The 18970-nt window shown below is 54.8% G+C and carries 22 protein-coding genes; 7 read left to right on the forward strand and 15 right to left on the reverse strand.

The annotated features are described in order from the left end of the window. From tmk to Q4501_RS00910, 10 genes are all read right to left on the reverse strand, one after another. Positions 1-636, reverse strand: a complete 636-nt coding sequence (gene tmk, locus Q4501_RS00865) for a dTMP kinase (protein ID WP_303593370.1) — start codon at positions 634-636, stop codon at positions 1-3. Then, a complete protein-coding gene (gene mltG / locus Q4501_RS00870) occupies positions 633-1685 on the reverse strand; it encodes an endolytic transglycosylase MltG (RefSeq protein WP_303593371.1) in 1053 nt (350 codons plus the stop codon). The genes tmk and mltG overlap by 4 nt, the downstream gene beginning before the upstream one ends. A 5-nt stretch (positions 1686-1690) precedes the next feature. After that, the gene (locus Q4501_RS00875; RefSeq protein WP_303593372.1) at positions 1691-2521 is read right to left on the reverse strand and encodes an aminotransferase class IV; all 831 of its coding nucleotides are present in this window, start codon (positions 2519-2521) and stop codon (positions 1691-1693) included. Between the two features lie 6 nt (positions 2522-2527). After that, the gene (gene fabF / locus Q4501_RS00880; RefSeq protein WP_303593373.1) at positions 2528-3775 is read right to left on the reverse strand and encodes a beta-ketoacyl-ACP synthase II; all 1248 of its coding nucleotides are present in this window, start codon (positions 3773-3775) and stop codon (positions 2528-2530) included. 176 nt (positions 3776-3951) lie between these two features. Then, positions 3952-4185, reverse strand: a complete 234-nt coding sequence (acpP, locus tag Q4501_RS00885; RefSeq protein ID WP_012136033.1) for an acyl carrier protein — start codon at positions 4183-4185, stop codon at positions 3952-3954. A 135-nt stretch (positions 4186-4320) separates the two neighbouring features. After that, on the reverse strand, positions 4321-5064 hold the full coding sequence (gene fabG, locus Q4501_RS00890; RefSeq protein WP_303593375.1) for a 3-oxoacyl-ACP reductase FabG: 744 nt from the start codon (positions 5062-5064) through the stop codon (positions 4321-4323). A gap of 16 nt (positions 5065-5080) precedes the next feature. Continuing rightward, positions 5081-6019 (reverse strand): ACP S-malonyltransferase, encoded by a 939-nt coding sequence (fabD, locus tag Q4501_RS00895; RefSeq protein ID WP_303593376.1) that lies wholly within the window; start codon positions 6017-6019, stop codon positions 5081-5083. A gap of 111 nt (positions 6020-6130) precedes the next feature. Next, complete coding sequence (plsX, locus tag Q4501_RS00900) at positions 6131-7132, reverse strand: phosphate acyltransferase PlsX (RefSeq protein ID WP_303594328.1); 1002 nt, start codon at positions 7130-7132, stop codon at positions 6131-6133. 44 nt (positions 7133-7176) lie between these two features. Further along, positions 7177-7356 carry a 50S ribosomal protein L32 gene (gene rpmF / locus Q4501_RS00905; RefSeq protein WP_303593377.1) on the reverse strand — a complete coding sequence of 60 codons (180 nt, stop codon included), beginning with the start codon at positions 7354-7356 and terminating at the stop codon, positions 7177-7179. 104 nt (positions 7357-7460) lie between these two features. Beyond that, on the reverse strand, positions 7461-8015 hold the full coding sequence (locus Q4501_RS00910) for a YceD family protein (RefSeq protein WP_303593378.1): 555 nt from the start codon (positions 8013-8015) through the stop codon (positions 7461-7463). Positions 8016-8153: 138 nt separating this feature from the next. Between Q4501_RS00910 and Q4501_RS00915 the strand changes: the two genes are divergently transcribed. Further along, positions 8154-8768: a nucleoside triphosphate pyrophosphatase gene (locus tag Q4501_RS00915; RefSeq protein WP_303593380.1), complete on the forward strand. Its 615-nt coding sequence runs from the start codon at positions 8154-8156 to the stop codon at positions 8766-8768. A gap of 11 nt (positions 8769-8779) precedes the next feature. Here Q4501_RS00915 and Q4501_RS00920 read toward each other — a convergent pair whose 3' ends face one another. The 3 genes from Q4501_RS00920 to rluC are packed head-to-tail and all read right to left on the reverse strand — an operon-like array spanning position 8780 to position 11556. Further along, positions 8780-9805: a S49 family peptidase gene (locus tag Q4501_RS00920; RefSeq protein ID WP_303593382.1), complete on the reverse strand. Its 1026-nt coding sequence runs from the start codon at positions 9803-9805 to the stop codon at positions 8780-8782. Between the two features lie 39 nt (positions 9806-9844). Continuing rightward, the gene (locus Q4501_RS00925) at positions 9845-10492 is read right to left on the reverse strand and encodes an HAD family hydrolase (RefSeq protein WP_303593383.1); all 648 of its coding nucleotides are present in this window, start codon (positions 10490-10492) and stop codon (positions 9845-9847) included. Further along, positions 10492-11556 carry a 23S rRNA pseudouridine(955/2504/2580) synthase RluC gene (rluC, locus tag Q4501_RS00930; protein WP_303593385.1) on the reverse strand — a complete coding sequence of 355 codons (1065 nt, stop codon included), beginning with the start codon at positions 11554-11556 and terminating at the stop codon, positions 10492-10494. Before rluC ends, Q4501_RS00925 begins: the two co-directional genes overlap by 1 nt. 43 nt (positions 11557-11599) lie before the next feature. Between rluC and Q4501_RS00935 the strand changes: the two genes are divergently transcribed. The 3 genes from Q4501_RS00935 (at position 11600) to Q4501_RS00945 (ending at position 16020) form a co-directional block, all read left to right on the forward strand. Continuing rightward, the gene (locus Q4501_RS00935) at positions 11600-11923 is read left to right on the forward strand and encodes a hypothetical protein (protein WP_303593387.1); all 324 of its coding nucleotides are present in this window, start codon (positions 11600-11602) and stop codon (positions 11921-11923) included. Between the two features lie 242 nt (positions 11924-12165). Next, a complete protein-coding gene (rne, locus tag Q4501_RS00940) occupies positions 12166-15474 on the forward strand; it encodes a ribonuclease E (protein ID WP_303593388.1) in 3309 nt (1102 codons plus the stop codon). Positions 15475-15477: 3 nt separating this feature from the next. Next, entirely contained in the window at positions 15478-16020 is a 543-nt protein-coding gene (locus Q4501_RS00945; protein WP_303593390.1) for a YecA family protein, read from the forward strand. Here the strand turns inward: Q4501_RS00945 and Q4501_RS00950 are convergent. After that, a complete protein-coding gene (locus Q4501_RS00950; protein WP_303593391.1) occupies positions 16017-16895 on the reverse strand; it encodes a PHP domain-containing protein in 879 nt (292 codons plus the stop codon). The genes Q4501_RS00945 and Q4501_RS00950 overlap by 4 nt on opposite strands. Before the next feature lie 129 nt (positions 16896-17024). Here Q4501_RS00950 and Q4501_RS00955 point away from each other — a divergent pair, with 129 nt between their 5' ends. The 3 genes from Q4501_RS00955 to Q4501_RS00965 all read left to right on the forward strand — a co-directional run bounded on the left by Q4501_RS00955 (position 17025) and on the right by Q4501_RS00965 (position 18431). Then, positions 17025-17324, forward strand: coding sequence for a YciI family protein (locus Q4501_RS00955; protein WP_303593392.1), 300 nt, complete (start codon positions 17025-17027; stop codon positions 17322-17324). A 139-nt stretch (positions 17325-17463) separates the two neighbouring features. Continuing rightward, the gene (locus Q4501_RS00960) at positions 17464-18135 is read left to right on the forward strand and encodes a TIGR04211 family SH3 domain-containing protein (protein WP_303593394.1); all 672 of its coding nucleotides are present in this window, start codon (positions 17464-17466) and stop codon (positions 18133-18135) included. Between the two features lie 5 nt (positions 18136-18140). Next, positions 18141-18431 (forward strand): PilZ domain-containing protein, encoded by a 291-nt coding sequence (locus Q4501_RS00965; RefSeq protein ID WP_303593396.1) that lies wholly within the window; start codon positions 18141-18143, stop codon positions 18429-18431. Positions 18432-18479: 48 nt separating this feature from the next. Here Q4501_RS00965 and rraA read toward each other — a convergent pair whose 3' ends face one another. After that, entirely contained in the window at positions 18480-18959 is a 480-nt protein-coding gene (gene rraA, locus Q4501_RS00970; protein ID WP_303593398.1) for a ribonuclease E activity regulator RraA, read from the reverse strand. Positions 18960-18970 lie beyond the last annotated feature (11 nt).

Genomic DNA, 18970 nt, shown 5'->3' on the forward strand with positions numbered 1-18970 from the left:
TTAAAGCAGATCTGACTGGAACTTGCACATAAGTTCACTAACTTGGGCACTTACAGCCTCTAATGGAGCAGCAGCGTCCACGATATTGTAGCGAGCTGGCTCGGCAGCAGCACGGGCCAGATAGGTATCGCGAATACGTTGAAAAAAAGACACAGCTTCCTGCTCAAAGCGATCCAGCTGTCCGCGATTCCTGGCCCGGGTCATGCCGGTTTCAACCGGTGCGTCCAGCAAGACCACATGATCGGGGCGCACGTCTCCCTGTACCAGGTTTTCGAGCAGCGCAATCCGCTCAAGCGGAACACCCCGCCCGCCGCCCTGGTAAGCGAAAGTTGCATCGGTAAAGCGGTCACAGAGGACCCACTGCCCCTTTTCAAGCGCCGGAAGAATAAGCGTATGCAGGTGCTGTGCCCTGGCAGCGAACATCAGTAGCAGTTCGGTGAGATCGTTAACAGGTTCATCCCGTGGGGCCAGGAGCAACTCACGAATTGCTTCAGCCATAGGCGTGCCACCTGGCTCACGGGTAACAATACAATCAACGCCAACCGCTTTCAGAGTTTCGGCTGCATTCGAAATCTGGGTAGATTTACCCACACCCTCAGTGCCCTCAAAGGTAATAAACCGACCAGCTGAACTCATTCTTTTTCCTCCACCTCAGGAGCGGGTGAAGACCGGTAATCGGACCGCCGATTCAGCTGAAACGCCCGCACCGCCTTCTGGTGCTCTGCCAATGTTCTGGAGAACTTATGGGTGCCATCGCCGCGTGCTACAAAATAGAGGGTGTCACCCGGTTCCGGATGCAACGAAGCATGGATTGCCTCGCGCCCCGGCAATGCTATGGGTGTAGGCGGAAGACCGTTAATGCGATAGGTGTTATAAGGCGTGTGAGCACGCAAGTCCCGACTGCCGATCTTGCCTTTGTATTTGTCGCCCATGCCATAAATCACGGTAGGGTCTGTTTGTAAGCGCATACCTTTTTCCAGGCGCCGGACAAACACTCCTGCAACCTGCCCCCGCTCATGGGGAGCGCCGGTTTCGCGCTCAACAATGGAGGCCATGATCAGCGCCTCATAGGCATTGTCGTATGGCAGACCTTCTTCCCGCTCTTTCCACTCTTCCGCAAGAACACCCTCCATACGCTGGAACGATCGCCGGAGCAGGTCGAGATCAGACTCACTACTCGTAAACAGGTAAGTATCCGGGAAAAAGCGTCCCTCTGGATGCTCACCTTCCGCCCCGACGGCTTCCATAATCTGTGCATCCGACCACTCCGAGGTAAGCCCCTCAAGACGCTCGGTTGCTGAAAGCGCCGCGCGCATATCGCTGAACGTCCAGCCTTCAATAAACTGCACAGACCAGTGCTTGGTATCACCTGCCACCATTTTGCCGAGCATCGCTTCCACGGTCATACCGTCAGTAAACTCATACTCTCCGGCCTTGATTCTTGCCTGATCAGGAAACAAGCGACCGTAAATACGCACCCAAAGGCTCTTTTTAATCAGGCCACGCGTCTCCAACTGCCTGGCAACCCCACTGAAAGCCGTACCGCCAGGCACGTTGAACAAAACCGGTTCAGCCAGGACTACCGGCTTAGACAGCGAACCCAGCCCTTGCCAGACCCACAAACCAGTGCCCGCGCCAACCAGCACAGCAGCGCAAATTCCTGCAATCAAAAGTTTTTTAAACAAACGGATTATTCCAGCAGTTCGAGAGGATTAAAGATTGTCGCAAGTCCATCATCGACAGGCAAATCCTGCCCCGCCAGACTGCGCGCAGGTACAACTCCGATAACGCTGTTGAGGAGAAAAAGCCCTCGGCAATGAGCCCCCAATGCATCCTCGACACTCACATCACGCTCGACGACAAGCTCCCCCTTGGCTCTGAGCCTTTCCAGCGCCCACTGCCGCAGCACACCGGCGACAGCAAGGCTTCTTACAGGCGGTGTCACCCAGCCGTCAGACATTTTCAAGAGTAGATTGGTTCGAGTGCCCTCAACCAGATTACCGGCACTGTCAGACATGATGACTTCGAACAGATCACCCTCAATCTCCCGGGCAGCCATAACCTGTTCCAGCCGGTTGAGCGACTTGATCCCAGCAAGAAGCGAATTTACTGTCAGGGGTACCCGAGAGAAGTCAACCGCAACACCAGAGGCCGTCGGAGCCTCAGGCATTGGCCCGGCAGATACCATAAGATTCGGGCTGACTCCCGGGCCCGGTCGATATCCCCGCCCACCCTCTCCGCGGGTAAGAGTCAATTTGAGTACCCAGGCGCCGTCTTCCTGCTCGCTCGCATACCGGCCAGAATAACGGCTGATTGCGGCAGTAGTGGCTTTTCGAAGCTCTGTCAGAGAAACCGGAATACCCAACCGCCCCGCATCACGAACCATCCGGTCAAGGTGACGGGAAAGCAGCACACCCCGAGTTCCGTGCATTCTTATGGTTTCGAACAAGCCATCCCCGTAAGCTGCACCCCGGTCACGGGCAGGGAAACCACCTTCATCAGCCCAACGCAGGTTGAACATACCTACTCAGCCTTCGTAGCGGCTGACAATCAAAGTACCGTTGGTGCCGCCAAAGCCAAATGAATTGGACAAAGCCACGCGGACATCTGCCTTACGGCAGGCATTGGGCACAAGATCGAGATCGCAGCCTTCAGCCGGGTTATCGAGGTTGATGGTTGGCGGCAATACGCCATCACGTATCGCAAGCAGGGAAAAAATCGCCTCCACGGCGCCCGCCGCACCAAGCAAGTGTCCAGTCATGGACTTTGTACTGCTCATGGCCACCCGGCTTGCGTGGTCACCAAGCACACGTTTGACCGCCGCAACTTCAGCCACATCGCCCACAAGCGTCGATGTTCCGTGTGCATTGATGTAATCGACACTTTCAGGCTCCAAGCCGGCATCCCGCAGCGCATTGCTCATGGAGCGTGCAGCGCCTTCTCCATCTTCCGGCGGCGCTGTAATGTGGTGGGCATCATCACTCATACCAAATCCGACCAACTCACCGTAGATGGTTGCACCACGTTTTTTAGCGTGCTCCAGCTCTTCCAGTACCAGCACCCCGGCACCGTCACTGAGCACAAATCCATCTCTGTCTCTATCCCACGGCCGGCTGGCTTTCTCAGGCTCGTCATTACGGGTAGACAGTGCCCGGGCGGATGAAAATGCAGCTATGCCTGTGCGCGTTGTGGCCATTTCAGAGCCACCGGCCAGCATCACGTCTGCATCGCCATAAGCAATGGTTCGGGCGGCGTAGCCAATATTATGCGTCCCCGTGGTGCAGGCGGTAACAATGGCGATATTTGGCCCCCGGTAACCAAACCTTATTGCGGCATTTCCGGAAATCATGTTGATGACGGACGCCGGGACAAAAAACGGTGATACTTTGCGTGGGCCCGATTTCTCCATCGTCAACACGCTCTTCTCGATATACTCCAGCCCACCAATACCTGAACCTATTGCTATACCTGCACGGTCACGATCCAGCTCGTCATATTCAGTAAGCCCACTGTCATCGACGGCTTGCTGGGCCGCAATCAGACCATAATGAATAAACGCATCAAGCTTTCTGGCTTCTTTGGTGGAAAGATAGGGGGCCAGATCCAAATTCCTGATCGCACCACCAATACGGGTGCTGTATTCGGAGGCATCAAAGCGATCGATCTTTCCAATTCCGCTACGACCTGCCTGAATAGCCTCCCAGGAAGAAGCCACATCGTTTCCCAAAGGAGACAACATACCCATGCCAGTGACCACAACCCGCCGTTTACTCATACCGTTTACCCATACCGTTTACCCATACCATTTACCCGTAAGCCGTTCACCTGCTCTTTCAACTTCCGCTGTTACTGAATGAACCCGAAGCACGGATAATTCTCAGGCAATAAAAAAGCCGTCCCTCGCTGAATAACAAGGACGGCTTTTTGCCTGACTTACTTAAATGCAGAGTATCAGGTATGCGCGACGATATAGTCGATCGCGTCCTGTACACTGGCAAGCTTCTCGGCTTCTTCATCCGGAATTTCAGTTTCAAATTCCTCTTCCAGTGCCATGACGAGCTCAACGGTGTCCAGTGAGTCAGCGCCAAGATCCTCTACAAAAGAAGATGAGTTCTGAACTTCGGACTCTTTAACGCCCAACTGTTCACAAACAATCTTCTTCACGCGCTCTTCAACTGTACTCATAATATCCTCACTTTGTGTATCAACCAAGCAACTCAATTGCTGCCAGTTTAGTGTAAACCCTACCTGCAGACAAGCAGGGATTCGGTTAAACATGTTGTGCGACAAGGGGTTGCGCACGAGCCCCGGAACCGGAGCTTATCCCATGTACATTCCGCCATTTACGTGAATGGTTTCACCAGTCACATAGCCGGCAATATCAGACGCAAGAAACGCAACCAGAGCCGCCACTTCTTCAGGCTGACCCAGGCGACCAGCAGGTATAATTCCCAGCATAGCCTCACGCTGCCCGTCGTCCAGTTTTTTCGTCATATCTGTATCAATAAATCCAGGCGCGACACAGTTAGCAGTAATGCCACGGTTCGACATTTCCTTAGCCAGGCTACGGGTAAAGCCTTCTACGCCGGCCTTTGCGGCACAATAGTTAGCTTGCCCGGGGTTTCCCATACTGGCGACCACCGAGCTGACATTGATAACCCTGCCCCACCGGGCCTTTGCCATGCCTCGCAAAACAGCTTTACTGGTACGGTACACGCTTGAAAGGTTAGTTTCGAGCACCGAACCCCAGTCATCATCCTTTAAACGCATCAGCAAGTTATCACGGGTTATACCCGCATTATTCACCAGAATCAGAGGTGCGCCGGATTTCCCGGCAATCTCTTTCAGCCCCGTTTCGATACTTTCAGGGTCAGCGACATTCATCACTATGCCATAACCGCTAACACCTGCAGCCTGAAGGCTATCCGTAATGGACGCTGCTCCCTCGGCGCTGGTCGCGGTGCCAACCACCTCTGCGCCCTGTTTTCCAAGCGCCAGAGCGATAGCTTTACCAATTCCTCGGGTAGCACCAGTTACCAGTGCTGTTTTGCCTTCCAGAGACATGTGCAACTCCCTTTCTTCAAGACGGTTCAAATGCCGCAAGTGCAGCTGTCAGAGCCTCGGGATCTTCGATCCCGTGAACAGCGAGCCCACGGTCAATTCGCTTGGCCAGCCCGGCAAGCACTTTACCGGTACCACACTCAATTGCGACAGTAACATCGCTATTCACCAGAGCACGAACCGAGTCGGTCCATAACACCGGGGAATACAGCTGTTTGAGAAGATTGGCTTTCAGTGTAGCCGAATCTGTTACGGCTGCAGCGTTAACATTCTGTATAACCGGTGTGACGGCATCATTAAAGCGCACCTCATCAAGTGCCTGAGCCAATTCCTCGGCAGCGCCTTTCATCAACGCGCAATGTGATGGGACGCTAACCGGCAAAAGCATGGCTTTACGCGCGCCCTTTAATTTACAGGCCTCGATAGCCCGATCAACAGCAGTCGCGGAGCCGGCAATAACCACCTGGCCTGGCGCGTTAAAATTCACGGCTGATACGACGTCACCGTTAGCCGCCTCTTCACAGGCTGATACAACGTCAGCATCTTCAAGACCGAGAATGGCTGCCATTTTACCCTCACCGGCGGGCACAGCTTCCTGCATGAGCTCACCGCGCAGACGCACCAACTTGACAGCTTCCACGAAATCCAGGCTTTCAGCGGCAACAAGAGCACTGTATTCACCCAGGCTGTGTCCAGCAACAAAATCGGGTTTCGGCCCCCCTGCGACTAGCCACTGACGCCATAATGCAATACTTGCTGTCAGAAGTGCAGGCTGGGTAACCATCGTCTGGTTAAGCTCTTCTGCCGGCCCTTTCTGGCAAAGCTGCCAGAGATCGTAGCCCAGCACATTAGAAGCTTCAGCGAAGGTTTTGTTGATCATGGGCCAAGACTCAGCGGCCGCGGAAAGCATGCCAACTGACTGGGAGCCCTGTCCGGGAAATATAAAGGCTGATTTCATAAGCGGGATCTTATCGTCAATGGGAGTTTCAGGAGATTAGCCAATAGTACAAGCTGGCCTGATTTTGCGCGAGTCTGCCGCAAATGCGATAACGACTTTAGTCTGAGGCAGTCAGAGCATCAGGTCATCAAGGCGCTCATTGATACGCCGAGGCACTTCCAGTTCGACTTCTCGCACGGCTTGCCGGATAGCAGCCAGCATGGCACGCTCGTTGGCATTGCCATGGCTTTTTATGACCACACCCTGCAGACCAAGAAGACTGGCACCATTATGACGGGAGGGATCCATCAGCCGCAGGAGTCGCCCGACGATAGGGCGGGCCAGAGCACCCACAAAACGGCCGTAAAGCGTGCGAGTGAACGCCTGCTCCATGAGCTCAATAAGCAGCCCGGCAACACCTTCGCCGGTTTTCAGCGCAATATTGCCGACAAAACCATCGCACACCACAACATCAGCAACATCGCGAAACAGATCGCTGCCTTCCACATACCCTATGTAGTTAATAGAATCGCACTGGGCAAGCATGTGAGAGGCAAGGCGAACCTGTTCGTTACCCTTTATTTCTTCTTCGCCAACGTTCAATAAGGCAACTCGCGGCTCACCCTGGCTGCAGATTGCTGAGGCCATAAGAGAGCCCATCAGGGCATACTGGTAAAGGTTTTCTGCGCTGGAATCCACATTGGCGCCAAGATCCAGAACATGACACCGTCCTCGAAGCGAGGGAATCAGTTTCGCAATTGCCGGGCGCTCAATACCAGGATACATACGAATAATGGATCGACCGAAAGCCATAAGAGCCCCGGTATTTCCGGCACTGACACAACCCTCAGCCTCGCCATCACGAACCAACCCCAGGGCGATGGCCATGGAAGAATTTTTCTTGTGTCGCAACGCATGGGAGGGGCGCTCATTCATGCGGACAACATCCGCAGCCTCCACAATACGAATTCGCGGGTGCCCTTCACGCAAAAAAGCCTCGAGCTCGCTCCGGATTCCCACCAGAATGAAACTCAAGGCTTTATTTTCACGCACCGCTTCGAGAGCCGCGGCAACCACTACTGCAGGCCCCCGATCGCCACTCATAGCATCAACCGCTATGGTGACCGGCTTCACCGTACTTCCACCCGTCTGAGTGTTGATGCGGCTATGCAACGAGATTACTCGTCGTTGGCTTCGATTACCTGCTTGCCACGGTAGAACCCATCAGGGGACACGTGGTGACGACGGTGAACTTCGCCAGTTGTTGAATCTGTGCTCAGAGCAACAGGGCTCAAAGCATCGTGGGCACGGCGCATGCCACGCTTGGAACGGGTCTTACGGTTCTTCTGTACAGCCATGGTTATACTCCTGACCTGTTAACGTAAACTTTGCTTGAATATCGTTACAAGTAACGTGTGTTCGTTTAATTGCGCCGGCACCCGTGAAGATACCCACGCCCGTATTAATGCTTTGTTTTTCCGAGACCCGCCAGCACGCTGAACGGGTTATCCTTCGACTTCGCCTCGGCCTCTGCCGAGGCGTGGTCTGGCTCGTAGGCTTCCAGATCTTCTTTTGCCGGACACTCGTTCCGATCGTGAAGCGGATACGGGGGCAGAACCAGTAACAACTCGTCCTCCACCATAGACCAAAGGTCTGCACTGAAATCAGCCGTCAGAAACGGCTCGAGATCCTTTGGCAACCGTTCTGCCTGCTCATCGCTCGTGACCAGCCCCAGTGTAAACGTGGAGGCCAGCACAGAATCCATGGACCCCATGCAACGCTGACATTCCAGTCTAACCGGAGCCTCCAATTCACCAGAGACGATGCGGCGGCGCTCGCTATCCTGATAAAAGGACAATTTCACACGACAAGCGGCACTGTCTTCGAACCCTAAAACAGATTCACGGAAACGAGACAAAGCACTGATAGGAATTTCTCCCTCCAGCACACTGTTATGCTCCGCCAACCGGTACGGGTCGACTATTTTCGGCAATTCGGCACTAGACGCATTTGACATAGGCGCGCAATTCTAGGGGCCAAGCTCGCTGCTGTCAAAGACTTCGTCGGGTTTTGATCAGGGGTTCCGGTTTCCGTAGGTGTATTCTACGATAAGCGCACTGAAAAATGGTGCACAATCCATGCAAGGACCAACCTCATGCTCCGAAACCCTCTGCTGCTGGCGTCTTCATCGCGGTATCGCAAAGAACTGCTAACAAGGCTCGGCCTACCCTTCTCCAGCGCCAGCCCGGATATTGATGAATCACCCCTTGATGGAGAGGCGCCAGAAGATCTCGCTATCCGCCTGGCCACATCGAAAGCCAAAGCCCTGGCCTCCGCTTACCCGAAACACTGGATTATCGGCTCAGATCAGGTGGCCGCCTTGCCAGACGGCACCCTGCTCAGCAAGCCCGGGAATCACCAGAATGCCCGCGAACAACTAGCCCGAAGTAGCGGCCAGAACGTTAACTTCATGACCGGACTGGTGCTGCTCGATGCAAATAGCGGAAAACTGCAAACTTCCTGCGATCACTTTAAGGTCCATTTCAGGGACCTGACTGCCCCGGAAATCGACGCTTACCTTTTAAAAGAGGAACCTTATGACTGTGCCGGCAGCTTCAAGATGGAGGGCCTGGGTATTACCCTGTTCCGGCAACTAGAAGGCCAGGACCCCAACAGCTTGATCGGGCTACCATTAATCACCCTGACAGACATGCTGAGAGCCTGGGGCAGAAACCCGCTGCTTGAGCCTGCCCCGGAATTGCCAGCCTGAACCCTGCCGCTCTAACGCAGCTCCAGTCGAGATTCAACCAGTTGCCCGGCAATTCCCTGACCAAAAGACACCCCCAACTGGTCGACAAGGTCACGCAGCGCACCTTTCCGATGACTGTAGTCGACGAGATCTTCCTGGCCAACCACCTGCCTCGCAACATGTGAAGTGCTGCCAAGCCCATCGATAAGCCCCAACTCCAACGCCTGTTGACCACTCCAAACCAGACCGCTAAACAAGCGCTCGTCATCTGCGAGGCGATCACCACGCCCCTCCTTTACTGCCTCTATGAACTGCTGATGAGTGTTCTCCAGAACGCTTTGCCAGAAGTCGACCTCCTGCTCCTGTTGAGGCGAAAAGGGGTCCAGAAAAGCCTTGTTTTCGCCTGCCGTATAAAGCCGACGCTCTACTCCCAGCTTTTCCATGGCGCCGGTAAACCCGAAACCACCTGCCACGACACCGATAGAACCCACCAGGCTCGCCCGGTTTGCATAGATTTCATCTGCCGCAGATGCAATATAGTAAGCACCGGATGCCCCGATATCTGAGATCACCGCATAAAGCTTCTTACCCGGGTATTCCTCCCGCAGTCGCTTGATCTCATCGTAAACATAACCCGACTGTACCGGACTTCCACCAGGGCTATTGATGCGAAGAACAACCGCCACAGCGTCCTCCTGCTCGAAGGCTGAACGGAGCGAGCCCACAATGTTGTCCGCACTGGCGAGCTCGTCTGCAGCGATAGGACCGTTCACTTCAACAACCGCTGTATGCTTACCAACGGTTGCGTCCAGACTACCCCCAAACGGCGACCAGACAATCGCCAGCAACGCAAACAGATACGCAAAAGTGAGAAATTTGAAAAAGATCCCCCACCGCCGACTCCGCCGCTGTTCGGACTGCAGAGACATCACCAATTTTTCAATCAACCTCCAATCACGCCCCGATTCGGGCGGCAAACGCGGTTGATTTCTGCCTGGACGAGGCTCTGCAGGCTTATCACCCCATTCTGGCGATTTGTCGGAATCCCAGTCACTCATGCATTTTTCCCTGTCAGAAATTAAATCACTAAAATTGGCTTACAAACCGAGCACGCTACGCAGGTCCGGCACTGAATCAACAATGGCTCGGGGAGCATACCCACCAAGCACATCACGCTTGTGAACCCCCCACTCAACACCAATAGAGGGCATACCAATGCGCTGGGCCATTTCGAGATCATAGCGGGTATCGCCGATCATAACGGCCTCCGAAGGCTCAGCGCCGTAGAAGAACAGTATCTCTTCAAGCATTTTCGGATCTGGCTTGGACCGGGTTTCGTCGGCACAGCGTGTAATATCAAAATGCGTTCCCAGCCCACTGGAAACAAGTGCTGACTCCAGACCTCTACGACTTTTACCTGTGGCCACTGAACACCCTCGCCCGGCACCACGAAGATCTGCTACCACATCAGCCATACCTTCAAACACGTTCTGGGGCGTCGTAACCTTGCGGAAGAAATAATTCCCGTACCCCTCCCGGATAGCCGTCATTTCTTCGCGAGTGATACCCGGGTAAAGCCGCTCAAGAGCCTCAACCATGCCCAAACCAATAATGTCACGATAGGCCTCTCTCTCCAGCGCAGGATACCCCAGCTCAGTGGCAGCCCGATGCAGGCTGTCCGCAATATGATCTACGGAGTCGACAAGCGTCCCATCCCAATCAAAAATTACAACTTTAACTTCCATCAACCTGCTCCCATTGCACGCGCTTCAAGCCTACTCAACACTTGACTGAATGCTTCATCATAAGGCGCCTCGAATCTAACCGCCTCCCCTGTAACAGGCAGCAAAAGCTCAAGAGCCCTGGCGTGCAGCATGAGGCGCTGACCGCCCACCGACCGGAATGCCTTCAGACTAACATCATCCATATACTTATCATCGCCCGCTATCGGATGACCCGCGCAGGCGCTATGAACGCGAATCTGATGGGTGCGACCGGTAACCGGCGATGCCTCCACCAGACTGTAACCGTCATAGCGCGCAAGGCATCGGAAGGTTGTGAGCGAGGCCTTTCCGGCCTCGTCCACCCTTACCCTGCGCTCGCCATTTGGCATCTCATACCGCAACAGCGGCTCATCAACCCGACCCAACTTGTCTGGCCAACTCCCAGCTACCAGGGCATGGTAGTGTTTACGAATCCGCCTCTGCCTGAGTTCATCCTGCAGATAACGAAGCGCTGATCGCTTTTTGGCTACCATCACGAGCCCGGAGGTATCTCGGTCAAGGCGGTGCACCAACTCAAGAAAGCGGGCCTCCGGGCGAGCGGCTCGCAGCACCTCAATCAGGCCAAAGCTGAGACCGCTGCCACCATGCACTGCAATACCCGATGGCTTGTTGACGACCAACATCTGATCATTCTCAAATACAACAGCAGCCTCGACCACGCCCTGCACCCGGCTACCGGGTGCGGCTTGAGGAGCCTTCTCCTTGCGAACAACCGGTGGAATGCGCACCTGGTCACCCGTCGCAAGTCGTGTGTCGGGCTTCACCCGCCCTTTGTTCACACGCACCTCACCTTTGCGGACAATGCGGTAGATAATGCTTCTGGGCACGCCACGAAGCTGCGCCAGAAGGAAATTGTCCAGGCGCTGCCCATGATTATCTTCGTCAACCGTGACCCAAAGAACCCCCTGCTGAACCACTTCTCGGCCGCCACTTCCCTGCCTTGCATTGGCACTACTGCCCGGGCGTGACACCGGTTTTCTGACCCTGGCACTTGTAGGCTTTCCGGTAGCAGATTTGCGGGACATAAGGTTCCTTTCTCGGGTGGTATAGCTGGTGATACGAGCGGGATTGAACGACTCCCTGAATGCTGTTATATTCCGGCGTGATCTGTCGTTTGTCTACGGCCTGACCAATTCGAGTCAGAAGCCGGAGCGGCAGAAGTATACCGACACTATTCAAGAGTTTGAACGCCGAACGCCCAATCACTATCGGGCCCGGCGCAAGAAATGCTTCCGAAGCGCCAGGGAATACCCGCTCAAAAAACGGCGAACTGGCACCGGAATGATTGCAACCGTGCGGAAAACCGCCGGGCGATATCGCGAAGATTCACTGCCATGCAAGGCCGGGCCGTCCAGCTTACGAATAAGACGTGAGACCCAGGCACTTGTGTGAACCTGAAAACGGATTATATGCGCCAACAGACACGAACCCTACGCGACACTTCCCTGCCAGCAGGCATTAGGGATGTCGGCGGTGGTCTCAGATCAACAGGATCTTACCCCAACAGGGTATGATCCGTCTGTCCGTCGCTTGGCCTCTGATTCAGCGGGGCCCGCGGCACGCACATCCTGCTTCGCAGATGCGACGCCCACTGGTTTTCTGTCAAAATTAAACGACAGGAAAATCCTCTTTCCATGAAAAGAATGCTTATTAATGCAACTCACCCAGAAGAGTTGCGCGTCGCCCTGGTTGACGGCCAGCGCCTGTTCGACCTCGATATCGAATCCAGCTCCCGTGAACAGAAAAAATCAAACATCTACAAAGGGCGCATTACCCGTGTAGAACCAAGCCTGGAAGCAGCTTTTGTTGATTTTGGCGCCGATCGTCACGGCTTCCTTCCCTTGAAGGAAATCTCCAGAGATTACTTTAAAAAATCTCCGGGACAGATCGAAGGCAAGGTCAATATCAAAGAAGTGGTTTCCGAAGGCCAGGAAGTGATCGTTCAGGTCGACAAGGAAGAGCGTGGCAATAAAGGCGCCGCCCTCACCACTTTCATCTCCCTTGCTGGTCGCTACCTCGTCTTAATGCCCAACAATCCTCGCGCAGGCGGCATTTCACGTCGCATTGAAGGCGAAGAACGAGCCCAACTCAAGGAAGCGATGAACAGCGTGCAGGTGCCCAAGTCCATGGGCATCATCGTGCGCACCGCGGGTATTGGCCGTACCTCCGAGGAACTTCAATGGGACCTCGATTACCTGGTGCAGTTCTGGGAAGCCATTACCCAGGCAGCAGGAGAGCGCAAAGCGCCCTTCCTTATCCACCAGGAAAGCAACGTCATTATCCGTGCCGTTCGTGATTACCTTCGCCAGGACATCGGAGAGGTATTGATCGACTCAGAAAGCGTTTACGAGGACGTACTGAACTTCGTCCGCGCAGTCATGCCTACGTTCGAGAACAAGATCAAGCTGTACAAGGACGAAATCCCCCTGTTCAGCCGCTACCAGATAGAAGGCCAGATCGAAACTGCATTCCAGCGGGAAGTCCGGCTCCCTTCTGGCGGCTCTATCGTTATCGATCCTACCGAGGCCCTGGTGTCTATCGACATCAACTCCTCCCGAGCCACCAAAGGCCAGGATATAGAAGAAACTGCCTTCCAGACTAATCTGGAAGCAGCAGAAGAGATCGCCCGCCAGCTACGCCTGCGCGATATGGGCGGCCTGATTGTAATCGACTTTATCGACATGACCCCCGCAAGACACCAGCGCGAAGTCGAGCAAAAGATGCGCGAAGCGCTGGAAATCGACCGGGCCCGGGTTCAAGTAGGCAAAATCTCCCGCTTCGGCCTGCTCGAAATGTCCCGCCAACGGCTGAGACCTTCGTTGGGCGAAACCCGTAGCGAAGTGTGCCCCCGCTGTGAAGGCCAGGGCACAATTCGTGGTATCGAATCTCTGGCGCTGAGCATTATGCGCCTGATCTACGAAGAATCCTCTAAAGAAAAGACCGGCGAAGTACGGGCCATCGTGCCAGTATCAGTAGCTACTTTCCTGCTGAACGAAAAGCGCAAACAACTCGCGGATATCGAAGCGCGCCAGGAAGTCAGCGTCGTGATTGTGCCGGTTCCTCATATGGAAACACCGCACTTTGAAATTCTGCGTATGCGCGATGATGAAACAGCGCCAGAGCATATTTCAAGCCACCAGGTAGCGCAGGAATACAGCGAGCGCGAAGAAGAGGTGCTTGAAGTTCCCGCAGCAGAAAAGCCAGTTCGTGAGCAGGCGGCAGTCAGAGCTATTCGCCCGAGCGCCGCCGCACCGACTGCAAAAGCTGAAGAGGTCAACGTCTCTGAAGAGCAGGACGACGGACTGTTCCGTCGCATTGGTCGCAAGATTGCGTGCTTCTTTAACAATGAGGAAGAGCAGCCGACCAATGCCCGTGACAACTCAGAAGCCAGAAGCGGAGACCAGCGTAATCAAGCGCGCCAGGATCGTCGCAAAACACGCGTAGCGCGTGATGGCCAAAGCTCTAGCGGCAACAATCGCACCGGTAACGAGCGCCGTCAGGGCAATAACCAGGCAAACCGCAGCGATGATAACCGCTCGCGGGGACGCAACCGCAACGACGATCAGAACCGTTCAAACCCGAATCGCCAGAATGCCAATAAAGGCGCCGAGAACAAAGGCTCTGACAACCGTGGTGACGATAATCGCAGGGACGGGCGTAAAGAAGGCCAGAGCCGCGGCCAAAACCGCAACCGGCCCCAGCGCGACAACAGAAATAACGGCGATCAAAAAGACACAAATCAGCAGGAAGCCCGTCAAAAGGCACCGACAACCGAAAAATCCGGTTCTGATGAAAGCCGTCGTAAGCCGCGCCGCCCACGTAATCGGGACGGCTCATCGTCCGAGGCTCCCGCTTCCAGCCCTGCAGCTCGCAAGAATGCACGCAATGAGAAGCATCAGAAAGATACTCAGCCTGAAAGAAGCCGGGATAACGCCAGTGCGGATGTGAAAACACCTACCGCGACGGAAAAGAGCGCAGATCAAGCCAGCGCAAAATCCCAAGCGGCCTCACAGAGCCAAAAGAAGCAACCGGAACAGAAGGCATCCGCTGAGCCTAAACCGGCACAAAAAACCGAGACCGTCACTGACACGGCTAACGCCGATGCTGCTACTGACAAGACGAAACTGGCCTCGGCACCTAAACCTGAAGAACAAGAGGCTCCGGAAGCTCCTAAGCCCGCAGTCAAGGCCCCTACCGATGCCCCCGTTCAGGCAGAACCAACTGCGCAAGCGGAAGCACCGGTAGCCAAGCCGAAAGCAGCACCCAAGGCCAAGACACCTGAGCCTGAGGCAAAAGCTGCGGTAAGCGAGGAGACGACCGCAGAAACCACTCCGAAACCGGCCGATAAAGTCAGTGGGGCTACTGAGGCGAGTAAACCCGCTGCCGGGGATAAAGCGCCCTCAGCTCCTGAAAAAGAGCCTTCAGCCGCGGATAAAAAGCCCTCAGCCCCGGGTAAAGAGCCCTCAGCCCCGGAAAAAGAACCTTCAGCTGCGGTAAAAGAGCCTTCAGCTGCGGATAAAAAGCCCTCAGCAGTGGAAAAAGAGCCTTCGCTTTCAGCCGAGACTGAACAAAAGCCGGCAGCCGAAGCAGAGAAAGCACCGGTGGTGCCCGAGAAGCCTTTAGCCAAAGAAGACGAAAAAGAACCTTCAAACGCCGAAGCAAGCTCTTCTGAAGACGAGAGCAAAGCCGCTCCTGCTGCGAAAAAGCAAAGGTCAGTACCCGCCAGAAGCCGGAGAAAAACGCCAGCAGCGGATAAATCTGCAGAGAAAGCACCTGAAGACAAGCCTGAGGCCGAACCGACCAAGGCTGCTTCTGAAGCTTCAGAAAAGCCTGTAGAACAAGCGGTGGCTCCGGTAACACCCGGTCGCGCTTACAACGACCCGCGCGAGGTTCGTAAACGCCAGAGAGCAGCTGAAGAAGCAAAAAAGTCCGGGGGTAACTAAAGGATGTTGTCCGATTCCGACATTGAAGCTCTGGAAGACATTCTCTTTGCCGAGCCATGGGGGGATGAAGCACTCGACTTTTTCGGCTTCCATGGCGCAGTTTGCGCCAGCGTTGTAGGGCCAACGAAGCTGAGTGTCGAAACGGTGTTTCGCCTGGTTACAGGCACCGATGAGACACCCGGCGGTGGAATTCCTGAAACCTTCCGTCAGTGCGTTACACAGCTGGCAGCCAGCATGGTCAAGGCGCTGGATATGGGCCAGGCTCTGGAGCTACCAGAACCGGAGGATGGTGATCCGATTAACGCTCTGGAAAACTGGTGCGCGGGCTTCGTGGACACCTTCCTGGAAAACGAGGATGAGTGGTTGGATGCTGCCAGCGAACAGGACACCGCCGACCTGATGGTGCCCATGCTGACGTTGTCGGGTCTTTTTGACGACGAAGACTTCCAGAACGTCCGCAACAGCGAAAAACTGTCACGTCAGATGGCCGACGCTATCCCCGACTCGCTAACTGACTTGTACCTGCTGTTCCACGCGCCGGATTAAACTCGCGCGTCAACGCCAGGAACCTGCCTGAAATGATGCCAGACCGGCTCCAGCCCGTCTGGCATTTTCATAATCCGGCCAAGCTCACACCAGGGGCCCCCCGGAAAGTGGAAATCACTGCCCTGGGAGGCTAACAGCTTTTCCCGCCTACACAGCTCAGCCAGAAACCCGAGATCCCCACTGGATTGTCCTGACGTGGACACCTCAATAGACTGCCCTCCAGCTCGCCGGAAATCAGCAACAAGATCCCGGAGTTTCGTTGCAGTAAGCTGGTACTTCCGGGGGTGAGCCAACACAGCGAGTCCGCCGGCCGAGTTAATCCACTGCACGACCTCCTGCAGCTCTGGCCAGTAAGCCTTGACGTCACCCACCTTTCCACTGCCCAGATAGCGCTTGAACGCCTGCGCGGCATTTTTCACGATACCTGCTTCCACCATTACTTTCGCGAAGTGCGGGCGCCCGGGAACATCACCGCCGGATTCGGCGACGGCACGATCAAGTAAATCCGGAATGGCAAGCTTGTTGAGACGCTCAGCAATCATGGCAGCCCTTGCCCAGCGATTGCGGTTCTGCTGCTTCAGTGCCTCGAGGAAATGGGTATTACTGATATCAAAGTCCAGACCAACGATGTGGATTGTATGGCTCCGCCATAAACAGGAAAGCTCAATACCCGGAACCAGTACTACACCATTGGCTTCTGCTGCAGCCTGCGCCTCTTCCAGGCCATCAATCGTATCGTGATCTGTGAGCGCAAGGTGCGTGACCTTTTGATCCGCAGCGCGGACCACCAACTCCGTAGGCGTGAGCGCACCATCTGATGCGGTGCTATGGCAATGCAGATCAATGCACAAAACAGGGTCTTGCGGTATAGTCACAGAAATTCCAGCGTGAAGTGAGTGGCAGTATGCGCCTGAACCAGCTTACGCAGGCCAGGAGCAACAGTGTATCAGCCATTCCGCTGCATGCATTATTAATCGGTAGCTGCCACAAAACCGGAGAGCAGTATGTACTACGCCATTATCAGTGAAGATATCGACAATAGCCTGCCTCTGCGCCAGGCAGCCAGACCCGCCCACCTCGAACGACTGCAGCAACTCAAGGCCGCAGGTCGGCTCCTGGTAGCAGGGCCCCACCCTGCTGTCGATACGGCTGATCCGGGTGAAGCAGGTTTCTCGGGCAGCCTCGTAGTTGCCGAGTTCGACTCCCTGAGTGCAGCACAGGCTTGGGCAGACAGCGACCCCTATGTTGATGCTGGCGTTTATCAGAAAGTGACGGTTAAGCCCTTTAAAGTTGTACTGCCCTGAAACAACTGAACCTGATCCATGAGCTTATTGTAATGACAGCGCGCTTGAATGGTCGCAGATCTGTGACAAAATTGTTGCTTTAGTAGTTACTCTCTTCCAGAACCACCCTTTTAACCTGAACACCGTGGGAATATTGCCAGTGACGCTTTTTCGCCTTGCCATCAGTGCGCTTTTTATCCTGTCTTCTATTGCCGCTGCTCAGGCAAGAACCGTTTGGGTTGATGACCAGCTTTATCTTCCTGTCAGGTCCGGTGCCGGCTCCCAATACCGCATCATTGAGAACGCGGTTCCCAGCGGCACCGCTCTGGAAGTTATTGAAACGTCAGACTCAGGCTATACCCGCGTGCGTACCCCTAAAGGCAACGACGGCTGGGTTTCAAGCCAGTACATCAGCGATACGCCGATTGCCGCAGATCGGCTGAAAACTGTAAGCAGGCAACTTGAGCAGGCCCAAACTGAGCTATCCTCTCTAAAAGCGCAGCTATCAGAAGTATCCAATGAAAGAGACTCATTGAGTAACGCGGAAACTACCTTATCTACCCGCACCGAGGAGTTACAGGAAGAGCTCAGGCGCATCAAGAGCATTTCTTCAGATTCGATCAACCTGAAGCGTCGGAACGGCGAGTTGTTGGGTGAGAATCAGAAGCTGCGTAACGATCTGGAAGTGTTAACCGCAGAGAACGAGCGGTTGGAAGCCAGCAAAGAATCAGACTTCATGCTCGTAGGCGCCGGTCTCGTGCTCGGAGGGGTATTCCTCGCTTTGGTTATTCCGATGCTCAAACCGACAAGAAAAACCGATAACTGGGCGTAAACGCTATGAAGGACTATTCAGAAAAGCGTGACTTTCATCGAATGCAGGTTGAGTCGGAAATCGAGATTACCGACAGCAAGGGAAATGTTTTTACAGGCACCTGCAAGGATCTGAGCGCAACAGGAATGCAGCTGCTTGTAAGAAACCCGGTAATGGTGGGGGAAGAGCTGAGCACGGTGCTCCATCCGAGCAACGATCAGTTCCCTCCGCTGGAGACGATCTGCGAGGTAATCCGGTGCGAGCCGGAGGGTGAGGGTTTCTTGCTGGGAACCAATATCAGCGAAGTCACCCGCTAACCTCCCCTCACGCCTGCCCCTGGCTCCGAAAAACCAGGGGTAAGGCAGTTAAACCAACGGCTTTTCTGACACGATGATGCCGTTGTTATCAGCGTATACATAGTGGCCCGGACGGAAGGTCACGCCATGGAATGTCACAGGCACATCCAGATCGCCTAGCCCGCGCTTTTCACTTTTCCGAGGGTAAGTAGCCAGCGCCTGGACCCCCAGATCCGTTTTGCCGATCTCGTCAACATCCCGCACGCACCCATAGATGATCAACCCTGCCCAACCATTGCTGGCCGCTTTTTCAGCGAGCATATCGCCCAGTAGCGCGTGGCGCATGGAACCGCCACCATCAACTACCATAACGCGACCATTGCCAGGCAAGCCAACCTGCTCTTTCACCACAGAGTTGTCTTCAAAGCACTTTACGGTAACGATTTCGCCACCGAAGGCCTTTATACCACCATAGTTATTGAAGCCAGGTGCGACCACTTCAACTTCCGGAAACTCATCACACAAATCCGGGGTAATAATCGTTGTCACCTTATCGCTCT

The sequence above is a fragment of the Marinobacter sp. 2_MG-2023 genome, from assembly GCF_030546935.1.
Classification (GTDB): domain Bacteria; phylum Pseudomonadota; class Gammaproteobacteria; order Pseudomonadales; family Oleiphilaceae; genus Marinobacter.

Coding starts and splice junctions, on each gene's coding strand:
- tmk (WP_303593370.1), bottom strand. CDS start 636: ATGAGTTCAGCTGGTCGGTTTATTACCTTTGAGGGCACTGAGGGTGTG.
- Q4501_RS00875 (WP_303593372.1), bottom strand. CDS start 2,521: ATGTTCAACCTGCGTTGGGCTGATGAAGGTGGTTTCCCTGCCCGTGAC.
- fabF (WP_303593373.1), bottom strand. CDS start 3,775: ATGAGTAAACGGCGGGTTGTGGTCACTGGCATGGGTATGTTGTCTCCT.
- acpP (WP_012136033.1), bottom strand. CDS start 4,185: ATGAGTACAGTTGAAGAGCGCGTGAAGAAGATTGTTTGTGAACAGTTG.
- fabG (WP_303593375.1), bottom strand. CDS start 5,064: ATGTCTCTGGAAGGCAAAACAGCACTGGTAACTGGTGCTACCCGAGGA.
- fabD (WP_303593376.1), bottom strand. CDS start 6,019: ATGAAATCAGCCTTTATATTTCCCGGACAGGGCTCCCAGTCAGTTGGC.
- rpmF (WP_303593377.1), bottom strand. CDS start 7,356: ATGGCTGTACAGAAGAACCGTAAGACCCGTTCCAAGCGTGGCATGCGC.
- Q4501_RS00910 (WP_303593378.1), bottom strand. CDS start 8,015: ATGTCAAATGCGTCTAGTGCCGAATTGCCGAAAATAGTCGACCCGTAC.
- Q4501_RS00915 (WP_303593380.1), top strand. CDS start 8,154: ATGCTCCGAAACCCTCTGCTGCTGGCGTCTTCATCGCGGTATCGCAAA.
- Q4501_RS00920 (WP_303593382.1), bottom strand. CDS start 9,805: ATGAGTGACTGGGATTCCGACAAATCGCCAGAATGGGGTGATAAGCCT.
- Q4501_RS00925 (WP_303593383.1), bottom strand. CDS start 10,492: ATGGAAGTTAAAGTTGTAATTTTTGATTGGGATGGGACGCTTGTCGAC.
- rluC (WP_303593385.1), bottom strand. CDS start 11,556: ATGTCCCGCAAATCTGCTACCGGAAAGCCTACAAGTGCCAGGGTCAGA.
- rne (WP_303593388.1), top strand. CDS start 12,166: ATGAAAAGAATGCTTATTAATGCAACTCACCCAGAAGAGTTGCGCGTC.
- Q4501_RS00945 (WP_303593390.1), top strand. CDS start 15,478: ATGTTGTCCGATTCCGACATTGAAGCTCTGGAAGACATTCTCTTTGCC.
- Q4501_RS00955 (WP_303593392.1), top strand. CDS start 17,025: ATGTACTACGCCATTATCAGTGAAGATATCGACAATAGCCTGCCTCTG.
- Q4501_RS00965 (WP_303593396.1), top strand. CDS start 18,141: ATGAAGGACTATTCAGAAAAGCGTGACTTTCATCGAATGCAGGTTGAG.